The 10917-nt window shown below is 41.4% G+C and carries 6 protein-coding genes; 3 read left to right on the forward strand and 3 right to left on the reverse strand.

The genetic code is table 11. The annotated features are described in order from the left end of the window. Window position 1: 1 nt before the first annotated feature. Entirely contained in the window at window positions 2–256 is a 255-nt protein-coding gene (locus tag U2718_RS16550; RefSeq protein WP_289788618.1) for a hypothetical protein, read from the reverse strand. A gap of 768 nt (window positions 257–1024) precedes the next feature. Between U2718_RS16550 and U2718_RS16555 the strand changes: the two genes are divergently transcribed. Beyond that, window positions 1025–1795 (forward strand): hypothetical protein, encoded by a 771-nt coding sequence (locus tag U2718_RS16555; RefSeq protein WP_341996827.1) that lies wholly within the window; start codon window positions 1025–1027, stop codon window positions 1793–1795. A gap of 286 nt (window positions 1796–2081) precedes the next feature. After that, on the forward strand, window positions 2082–5915 hold the full coding sequence (locus U2718_RS16560; RefSeq protein ID WP_341996829.1) for a PAS domain S-box protein: 3834 nt from the start codon (window positions 2082–2084) through the stop codon (window positions 5913–5915). Window positions 5916–6101: 186 nt separating this feature from the next. On the opposite strand, the gene U2718_RS16565 is transcribed toward U2718_RS16560, so the two are convergent. Next, on the reverse strand, window positions 6102–6602 hold the full coding sequence (locus tag U2718_RS16565; protein ID WP_341996831.1) for a GNAT family N-acetyltransferase: 501 nt from the start codon (window positions 6600–6602) through the stop codon (window positions 6102–6104). A 95-nt stretch (window positions 6603–6697) separates the two neighbouring features. Continuing rightward, a complete protein-coding gene (locus tag U2718_RS16570) occupies window positions 6698–8659 on the reverse strand; it encodes a heavy metal translocating P-type ATPase (RefSeq protein ID WP_341996833.1) in 1962 nt (653 codons plus the stop codon). A gap of 224 nt (window positions 8660–8883) precedes the next feature. On the opposite strand from U2718_RS16570, the gene U2718_RS16575 reads away from it, so the two are divergent. After that, window positions 8884–10881, forward strand: a complete 1998-nt coding sequence (locus U2718_RS16575) for an amylo-alpha-1,6-glucosidase (protein WP_341996835.1) — start codon at window positions 8884–8886, stop codon at window positions 10879–10881. The last annotated feature ends 36 nt before the right edge of the window (window positions 10882–10917 follow it).

A 10917-nucleotide genomic window follows, 5' to 3' on the forward strand; every position in this document is an offset into this window, starting at 1 on the left:
TTTATGTAAATCTTTCCACACTAGAGCTAAATATCGGTTCTACCCGGATTGCCACAATCCGAGACGGACGCACTACCATATATTCACCCTGAATATTTTTGATCGGTACGTTAATAAAGTCGTTGGAATCAGACTTTGGTGTGAGTGCGCCGCTATACCACTTCTGAAAATCTTGAAATGTTGGAAAACGTACTTCTTCCCGATGTCCACTTTCCATCATCAGGTAAACTGCGTATTCATTCGGAGTTCTAGACATATTAGTTGCATTATTTAAAACACATCTAACCATTTTGCACTAACAACCGCTTGAATGGAAAGAGGATATAAAAACAGTCGGGAGTAGTTGTGTCGTTTTGAATTAATCACCCATAGCTGCTTTTTTACTCCTGTATATTACTTTCGCCAATGACGTTTGTTTTCCTACCTAGAGTTCCCTAGCTCAAGCAAGAGCAATAGAAATATGAATTTTTTAATTTCAACTGTTAACTTTAAATAGCAAAGTGAAAAGTTTCAAAACTTAATAATTAATGAAGTAAAACTGTATTGATAATTTTGGATTTTGCATAGCTATTTTTAGCTGTAATTAAAGCTATAAGTAAAATATAATCGCTATTTAATCAAGTTAATTAATTGGCTAAAGTAAAGTTTAGTTTCAAAGAAATTTATTTTCAGAGCAAAGGTGCTAACTTAATAATTGAAGCTAAAAAGCTTCCCTGGCAGATCGAACAGCTAGTTAAAAATAAGAAAGAGGTAAAACGCTGTTGAAAATATATCTGTCTCGTCACAAAATAGCAACACCCAACTCACAAGTTGATATTTCCTCATAGTGGAAAGAAGGGGGCGCTGTAACTGATAAAATCACTGAATATAAAGGTGATTTGCCCAGTACATCCCTGGCTAAGATTAACAAAAAGAGGAAATCACTCACCTTTTAGCAGCTTGGGTGTTGTTGTTTTATTTACAGCAAGCTTAGGTGTAAGCTAATACTAAGTGGAATAGCACGAGACAGTAAAAATAGCACCTTATGTCAATAATTGCTCTAAGAGCATGGTATCTTGAGAATTACGAGCCGATACCAGAGCTGGAAAAACGCCCGCCAGATATTCGTCTTAGTAAAAAAAGTCTGCTGAAATCAGGACTGAGAGCGGACTTTTTGGAAGACAGCGAAGAAATTAGGCAATCAATGTGGTTTGGGCGCTATCTAGAAGGGGAAAACATTGAATTTTATATAGAAGGCAGTGGAGGCTACGCAGTAGCAAATATTGACTTAATTAGTCATGAAATTTATTTTACTAAACAGTCGGTGTTGGCGCAGTTAGAGCCAACAATTTTTTTGTGTTCTCAAACAGAATATGCACAAGCAAGTGATGCTCTGCGTGAAGCAATACTGAGTAGTCTGGAAAAGTTGAATGTGCGATCGCGTTTGCCACTCAAATTATTAGAATCTTATCGCTCTAAAGATTCACCAACTAGAATCGGCAGCGCAATGATGCGAAAAATTCGTAGGAGTTTGTTGTTTATTGCCGACACCACACCCATTGCTAGTATTGAGGGCAAAGAAACTGCTCAACAAATTCCCAGTCCAAATGTCTGTGTAGAAATTGGCTATGCTATCCAAAGTAAGCGAACTGAGCAAATATTACTAGCACAAATGCAACGCCCCGATTTACTGGGACAATTTCCCTTTGACTTGCCACCAACTCAAATTTTACAATTTCAAGACACAAAGGAGCTAAATAAAATTTTGCCGCGAACAATAGAAACACAGCTAATGCGATTTAAATTGTTTGTTTAGGTTTTTGTCCATACAACAGTTGGTAGTTAGTTGGTAATAGTAATTATCTACTATTGTCTATCAATGATAGTGAGAATGTATTGATACAAGCCAGGTTTAGAAAGCGATTTGCAAGTCAAAATCTAAATTTTCAAATAATATAATTTCTCTGTTAACCAAAAAATATGCATAAAGATAGATTTCAAAATTCCTATTTTGTAAAATAAAATACGTTGGTGACTAAACCATGGTTATAAATAAATTTTAAAATTCACCGCGCTAGACAGATGCGGTTACATAACCTTCAATGATGCACGTCAACCGCTTGCGCCAACAAAGTTTAAATCAGATATCTTCACATTCTTTACTGATTGGAAAACTTGGAAGTGGGTTCGCTATTGTAGTTGGCAGCCTTGTCATGTTTGGCTGGTGGTTCAACTTAGAAGTGTTTAAGAACTGCTTCAATCTCAGTCAAGTAACCATGAAGGGAAATACAGCATTATGTTTTGTTTTGTTAGGTATATCGCTGTGGTTATCTATCAAAAGCAGGGAAGACAGCAACATAAGAGTAATTTCAGGGCAAATACACAAACACTCTTATAGTCTTTTGCTGGCAAGAGTATGTGCATTTACTGTTTTCACGATTGGTACGCTGATATTAACCCAATATTTATTTGGCTGGAATTTCGGTATCGATCAGCTGTTATTTCTAGAGGAAGAAAATCCTAGATTGACATTCCAACCAGGTCGGATGGGGTTAAATACAGCAGTAAACTTTATATTGATAAGTAAAGCTTTAGAACTTTTGGGGAAATCAAAAACTCATCGTAGTATTTGGTATGGACAGATTTTGGCTTTATTTACAGCCGTGATTTCCTTGCTAGCTTTAATTGGTTATGCCTACCAAGTAGAAGCTCTGTACGGCATACTTCCCCATGTAACATCAATGGCACTACACACAGCAGTAACATTTACAGTGCTTTGTGTGGGAATTTTGTGGTTACAACCACAGCAAGGGGTAATGCAGATCGTCACTAGTCAAACCTATAGTGGTTTGCTTGCACGTCGTTTGCTGCTGGCTGCGTTTGCAGTACCTTTAGCTACAGGATGGTTAATTCTGCAAGGACAACGGGCAAAACATTACGATACAGCGTTTGCTTTAGCACTGTTTGCGATTATTTCAATTGTAATTTTCGCGATTTTAATTTGGGAAACAGCTTCCTCTGTTCAACGTTTAGCTAACCAACGCGATCGCGTCAAGGAAGTATTAAAAACAAATTCTGAAAAACTGAGAAGATTGGTAGAAGCTAACGTTATTGGCATTTTGTACGGTGACATCTACGGTGGTATCCAGCAGGCAAACGACAAATTTCTGCAAATGATTGGGTATTCTCGCAAAGATTTAAAAGCAGGCAAAATCAGCTGGAAACAGATGACGCCACCAGAGTATTTGGATATCGATGCACAAAAAATAGCCGAAGCTCAAATAAATGGTGCTTGTACTCCCTACGAAAAAGAATATATTCGTCGCGATGGCAACCGAATCCCGGTTTTAGTCGGCTACACACTAGTGGGGAACAAACGAGAAGAGTCAGTTGCGTTTATCCTAGATTTAAGCGCACACAAGCAAGCACAAGCAGCGCTAATCCAAAGCGAAGAGCGATTTCGGTTGGCGGTTGATCACATGCCAGATGTTTTTGCCATTTATGATGCCCAACGGCGATTTCAGTTTGTCAATGCGGCGGCTTTGCAGCTATTTGGAAAGCTAAAGGAAGAAATAATTGGACGAAGGGATGAGGAAATTTTTCCTACTAAGGTAACAGAATCTTATCTTGGAACTTTGATTCAGGCAGTCGAAACACGCACCATCCAAACAACAGAAGCCAGAATTACTTTCCCCGAACGTGGTGTATTGACTACATCAATTAAATATGTGCCGATTTTAGATAACGAGGGAAAAATTTATCAAATTTTAGCTTTTGCTGAGGACATCACAATCCGCAAACAGGCAGAGGAAGTTCAAAAAAATCAACAAAAATGGCTAGAGGATGTACTTAACCTGATGCCGACACCACTACTTTTGATTGAACCTGGAACGGCACAGGTAACTTTTGCCAACAAAGCAGCAAATGAAGTAGCTGGAGGCAAATTTCCGATGGCAGATTCAGCTACAGATTATCATACTCTTTACTATTCAACAGACGCTAATGGCAATCCAATTCCCGACGAGCAAGCACCAGGAATCAGAGTGGCGCGTGGCGAACGCTTAGATGGTGTGGAGTTAGACTGGCATTCACCAGTAGGCATCCGCTCTTTGCTCATATATGCCGATACTTTGCCAGCTATGCACGGCCATTCGGCTACTTGTGTTTTAACATTTCAGGATATTACCAATCTCAAGCGAGTCGAAAAAGCCTTATCATTGGGCTATAAACGGCTCCATTTATTATTTAGTACAGCTAGCGATTTACTATCGAGCCAAGAACCACTCACGCTAATTGAAAGTTTATTCCGCAAGCTCTCAGAACAGATCGGGTTAGATGTTTACTTTAACTATTTAGTTGATGAAAACTCTCAGCTCATGCACCTAGCCTCTTGGTGCGGCATTGATGAAGAAAGTGCCAAAGAAATTGAATGCTTGAGGGTTGGAATGGGAATGTGCGGCACTGTTGCCCAACAGCGCCTTCCGATCGCCGTAGAAAATGTACAACAATCAACTGACACAAAGTCAGAATTCCTACGTGGTATTGGTGTTACGGCTTATTATGGTTACCCGTTGATGGCACAAGGGCGTTTATTGGGTACTTTGTGCTTTATCAGCCGCACTCGCTTGAAGTTTACCCAAAATGAAATGGGCATGATGCAAGCAGTTTGCGATCAGGTTGCGATCGCTATGGAACGTGCCAGTTTAATTTCTTCTTTACAGCAGCAAACGGAGCAGTTGCAAGAAGCAAACCGCATGAAAGATGAATTCTTGGCAATATTGTCTCACGAATTGCGATCGCCTCTCAATGCTATCCTTGGTTGGTCTCAACTTTTGCGTTCCCGCAGCAACCTCAACGAAACTCAAATTCACAAAGCACTGGAAACTATTGAGCGTAATGCAAGGGCGCAAACACAGTTAATAGATGATTTACTTGATATTTCGCGGATAATTAGAGGTAAGCTGCGTCTTAATGTTCGCACTTGCGATTTGATTAACATTATTGAAACTGCTTTAGATACTGTAAATTTAGCCGCTCAAACTAAAAATATTCAAATTCAGACGATACTCGATCCAACAGCAGCAGTAATTTCCGGTGATGCAGAACGCTTGCAGCAGGTAGTTTGGAATTTACTTTCCAATGCAATCAAATTCACACCCCCAGGTGGACGGGTAGAGGTAAAATTGTCAGGAGCTAGTGACTGGGAAATGCCCGATCCCCAATCTCCAATTACTAACTGTGCTCAAATAGCCGTCAAAGATACAGGTATCGGTATAAGTTCAGACTTTCTTCCTTACGTATTTGATCGTTTTCGTCAAGCAGATAGTTCAATTACCAGATCTTATGGTGGACTTGGATTGGGGTTAGCGATCGTGCGTCACCTAGTAGAAATGCATGGCGGTACTATCCATGTCGAAAGTCCAGGAAAAGAACAAGGCACCACTTTTATAGTTAATTTACCACTTCTAAAGACTGAACAACCAATAGTCCATACTCAAGAGTCAATCGTCAATAGTCCTTCCTTTTCCCTCACACCTTCCCTTACTCCCTGCCTCAGTGGTGTGCGTGTACTAGTAGTAGATGATGAAGCTGATACTCGCGATTTTCTCACTACAGTACTTCAGGAATCCCAAGCTGAAGTTCAAGCGGTAGCATCGGTACAGGAAGCACTCGCAGCCATTGAGCGTTATAAACCAGATGTATTAGTCAGCGATATCGGAATGCCACAGGAAGATGGTTACTCTTTAATCCGTCACCTGCGATCACAACCGCCAGAAAAAGGAGGAAAAATTCCAGCAGCAGCTTTAACAGCATACGCTAGGGCAGAAGATCGCCGTCAGGCAATACAAGCAGGATTTCAACTGCATATGCCTAAACCCGTCGATCCATCTGAGTTAGTTACAGTAGTAGCCAGCTTAGTTGAACGCAATACTTAAAAATAAGTAAATCACCAGGTGTAGGAACTCACCTATGCTGTTGAAATAAGTATTTTCAACTTAAATGCGGTTAATGTCTAATCAATCGCACTTGTTCACGGGCAATCCCACCGCTCTGGTGATTTTTTAGCGGAAAACTCCACTAAAAGTAAAAAAGTAAAGGGTTTGGACATATTATCTCAATTCTTATTTTTGTACCGTATAAACACGCACTATTTTGCCCCACATATGGGCATCTTTCTCGTATTTCATACCATTCTTCATCGCTACCTTTTGAGATGCTATATTTGCGGGATCAATCAGTGAGATCAGGCGGTGAAAACCAAGTTGCTCAAAACCATAATTACGACAAGCAATAGCTGCTTCTGTTGCCAAACCTTGCCCCCAATATTCTTTAGCGAGTAAATAACCTATTTCCACTTCTTGTTGCCCATCTACCAACTGAGATATCAATCCACAACGTCCGATCAACTTGCGATCGCCTTTGTGAATAGTTGCCCACAGGCTCCAACCACCTTGTTGATAGGTATTGATGATTCTCTCTACCTGCTGTTGTGTTTGTTCATATGTATATGGGCTAGGATAGAACTTCATGACAACAGGATCGGCGTAAATACGAGCTAATTCATCCACATCATCTAGGGTGAGATGTTGCAAGATCAGACGTGGTGTTTCAATAATAATCATCCAATTGAGATTTGAACTTGCTTGAAGAGTTTTTAGTCTAAGCAAAACCGTTATTTACTATCCTCAATCAAAATCTGAGATGCCTACAAAATACCTCATTTCAGCAATCTCAATCCACTCAGTGTCACCAATACTGTAGAACCTTCATGCCCAACCACACCTAGTGGTAAATTAACATTTCCCAAAAAATTACCAACTAAAAGCAAGACTATAAACGAAAGAGCAATAACTATATTTTGTTTTACAATCACCTGCGCCCTTTTACCCAAGCCCATAGCCACTGCAATTTTCTCTAGTTTATCTGCCATTAAGACAATATCTGCCGTTTCCAAAGCTACATCGCTCCCCGCTTTCCCCATTGCAATACCTACAGAAGCCTGAGCTAGCGCCGGTGCATCATTAATACCATCACCTACCATTGCTACTGTCTCATATTCTTTTTGAAGATGACGGATCACACGCAGCTTGTCTTCTGGTAGCAACTCTGCATATACTTGGTCTATGCCAATTGCTTGAGCAACACTGTTGGCAGTTTGCTGGTTATCCCCAGTTAACATGACAATTTGTTCAACTCCTAGCTTCCGTAAATGTGCGATCGCTTTTGGGGCTTCCGGTCTAATTTTATCAGCAAGGGCAATTAAACCCAGTATATTGAATGAAGTAGAAACAGAAACTATCTCCGCGTCAGAGTGTCCCCGCGTCCCCGCGTCCTCTTCTGCTACCCAAACAACTGTTTTGCCCTCTTGCTGTAAATTATAAGCCACTTCTTGCAACAGTACAGGTAAATTAGTTGCATATTGCTGTACAAACTCAGCATTACCAACAATGAATTGCTGTTGTTTCATCAAACCAACAATTCCCTTTCCTGGTATAGCTTGTACCTCTACAGCACTGTTATATTCCCAATCGCTAGCCGCTTGCACAATCGCCTTACCAATCGGATGTTCAGAACGAGATTCTAAAGCAGCAGCAGCTTTTAATACTTCTGATTGCGTATATTTATCATTAGTAATTACTTGACATACTTCTACCTGCCCTGTTGTCAGAGTACCTGTTTTATCAAAAGCGATCGCCCGCACTTTTCCCACTCTTTCCAATTGAGCGCCATTTTTAAACAAAATTCCTTGTTTTGCACCATTAGCAATACCTGATAGCAATGTTGGCATAATTGCTGCCATCAGCGCACAAGGAGAAGCCACTACTAAAAAAGTTAAAGCACGATAAATAGTGGTTTCCCATTCCCAATTCCAAACAAACGGTGGCAAAATAGTCAAAAAGATTCCAACTATAACGATTACCTGTGCGTACCTTCGTTCAAATCGCTCAATAAATTCTTGAGAAGGCGGTGCTTCTGTTTGTGCTTGCTTTACTAAACGAATTACACGTTGAATTAAACTACTTTCTGGTGGTTGATGCAACTTCAGCTTTAATGCTCCATATCCATTCAGCGTGCCTGCAAAAACTTCCTCACCCACCGTCTTTTCTACAGGTAAGGATTCACCTGTAATTGCAGCCTGATTGAGAGCGCTGTAACCTTCCAAAATCATCGCATCTGTGGGAATTAACTCCCCTGGCTTGACAATAATTTCATCTCCTAGTTGCAGCTGGTTGATAGGAACTATCTCTTCTCGTCCCTGACGCATAACTCTTGCTGTATCTTGAGTAAGGCTCATTAAACTGCGAATACTACGTTCCGTTCTTTGCATGGCATAACCTTCAAGTGCACCACTAACTGCAAAGATAAGAATCAAAACTGCCCCATCAATAATTAGATAGTATTCTTTTCGCCACAAGCCTAAACCAGCAGCACCCAATGCTGCCACAATCATCAATAAATCTACATCTAGTTCCCTTTCTTTGATAAGAGTAGTGAATCCCTCAAGGGCGCTTTCGTAACCACCAATAATATACGCAGCAGGTAGCAGTAGCAGCGCCCATCCCAAAAAGCCAAGGTGCAAAGCTAACCATCCGAAAAACAACAGCAATCCACAGAGAATTGCCGCCACAGCATCCATATGTTCTTTCGTAAATTGATGCAACCGTCCTGGGTAAAGCATGAAATTCAAATTAGCACTGACTTTCTTAAGCTAAACCTTGACATAAGTGTTAATGTCAAGCTTTGGTGAAGACTTTCATACCTCACTCCTTCAAGCGTAATTTTCCTGTTCCCTATAACCTTTTCCTTGTTCTTAGCAACTCTTAATTAGGTTCTCAGCCTGATGTAAAAGTCACGACGGATAATTAGAACAGCGCTCTCCAAAACGTAGGCAGTGATATTGATATGTGCATTGAATTTGGTAGGGAAATTTGTGGTATTCTCTATACAGCAGAATCACGTGAGTGGTTAGTAACTAATGGCATAGGTGGATACGCTTCTGGTACCATAGCAGGATTACTGACTCGGCGCTATCACGGCTTGCTGATGGCAGCTTTGAAACCACCTCTAGGTAGAACATTGCTATTAACTAAGGTGGATGAAAATGTTTTGTATGGTGACAAAAATTACAATTTGTATACAAACCGCTGGACGGATGGAATTGTCAGTCCTATTGGTTATCAGCACATAGAACGTTTCTGTTTGGAGGGCACTATTCCTGTGTGGCGTTATGCCTGTGCCGATGCCTTATTAGAAAAACGAATTTGGATGCAGCAAGGAGCCAACACTACCTACGTCCACTATCTTCTGCGCCGTGCCTCTCAACCGTTACAGCTAACCCTCAAAGCAATGGTGAACTACCGCGATTATCATGGTAGCACCCAAAGCAATGGTTGGAAGATGAGTGTTGATTCAGTAAAGCAAGGAATTTGCGTGATTGCCTACGAGAGTGCTGTACCGCTTTACTTGTTGAGCGATCACGCCAGTGCTGTTCCTGCTCACAACTGGTATTATGGATTTGACTTGGCAGCAGAACGTTATCGGGGATTAAGTGATCGTGAAGACCATTTACACGCCGCTACCTTCCAAATTACTCTTAATCCTGGGGAATCTTTGACTTTTGTTGCTAGTACAGAGAAGGAACCGGATTTAAATGGTGAAGCAGCTCTTAGATTTCGCCACACGCAAGAGCAAAAGTTAATTACACAGTGGAAATCCAGCCGTTCGTCTCACGCTAAAGAAACTCCTACCTGGATAAATCATTTGGTTTTGACAGCCGATCAATTTATTGTGGATCGTCCCAGACACGATGACACTCATGGCAAAACCATTATTGCCGGCTATCACTGGTTTAGCGACTGGGGAAGAGATACAATGATCAGTCTACCAGGATTAACTCTTTCTACTGGTCGTCCAGAAATTGCTCGCTCAATTCTTCGCACTTATGCCAAGTATGTAGACAAGGGAATGTTACCAAATCGCTTTCCGGATGCAGGCGAGATACCAGAATATAACACCGTTGATGCTACTCTTTGGTATTTTGAAGCCCTATATGCTTACTATCGTGCTACCGAAGATGATGACTTGCTAGAAGAACTTTTTCCTATCTTGACAGATATTATTGATTGGCATAGTCGTGGCACCCGTTATAGGATTCACCTAGATGCAGCAGACGGGTTACTTTACGCTGGAGAAGCGGGAACACAACTGACTTGGATGGATGCCAAAATTGGTGACTGGGTAGTCACACCACGCATTGGCAAACCGATAGAAGTGAATGCTCTCTGGTATAATGCGCTGCGGATAATGGCACATTTCACCCGTCGTATTGGTAAACCTCACCAAGAGTTTGACGCAATGGCTGAACGTACCTTAGTTCGATTCTCACGCTTTTGGAATCAGGAGACAGGTTACTGCTATGATGTGCTAGATGGGCCTGATGGTAACGATCCATCCCTACGCCCCAACCAAATTTTTGCCGTGTCCCTATCCGAAAGCCCTCTCACTCCTAATCAACAAAAAGCTGTAGTAGATAGTTGTGCGCAGATGCTCTTGACTTCCCACGGCTTGCGATCGCTTACCCCTGATCATCCCCAGTACCAAGAACAATATGGTGGTGATCAACATCAACGAGATGGCGCATATCATCAAGGGACAACGTGGGGGTGGCTAATTGGCCCCTTCGTGTTAGCGTATCTGAGAGTTTATAAAAATCCAGCTCAAGCCCGCCAATTTCTTGAACCAATGGCTAATCACCTTCATGCTCATGGTGTTGGCAGCCTCAGCGAAATATTTGATGGTAATCCTCCTATGATGGCACGAGGTTGTATTGCCCAAGCTTGGACTGTGGCAGAAGTGCTACGTGCCTGGCTAGCAACCGAGCAGTTACTTACTTCCCTATAATCAAAAAACCAAAGCTTCCTCTAACTCACAAGAGGA

Origin of the sequence: Chlorogloeopsis sp. ULAP02, from assembly GCF_038404745.2 — a bacterium.
In the GTDB taxonomy this organism is placed as follows: domain Bacteria; phylum Cyanobacteriota; class Cyanobacteriia; order Cyanobacteriales; family Nostocaceae; genus Chlorogloeopsis.

What these genes read in the sequence shown, in the direction of transcription:
- U2718_RS16570 (WP_341996833.1), bottom strand. Translation starts at nt 8,659, where the DNA reads ATGCTTTACCCAGGACGGTTGCATCAATTTACGAAAGAACATATGGAT.
- U2718_RS16565 (WP_341996831.1), bottom strand. Translation starts at nt 6,602, where the DNA reads ATGATTATTATTGAAACACCACGTCTGATCTTGCAACATCTCACCCTA.
- U2718_RS16550 (WP_289788618.1), bottom strand. Translation starts at nt 256, where the DNA reads ATGTCTAGAACTCCGAATGAATACGCAGTTTACCTGATGATGGAAAGT.
- U2718_RS16560 (WP_341996829.1), top strand. Translation starts at nt 2,082, where the DNA reads ATGATGCACGTCAACCGCTTGCGCCAACAAAGTTTAAATCAGATATCT.
- U2718_RS16575 (WP_341996835.1), top strand. Translation starts at nt 8,884, where the DNA reads ATGTGCATTGAATTTGGTAGGGAAATTTGTGGTATTCTCTATACAGCA.
- U2718_RS16555 (WP_341996827.1), top strand. Translation starts at nt 1,025, where the DNA reads ATGTCAATAATTGCTCTAAGAGCATGGTATCTTGAGAATTACGAGCCG.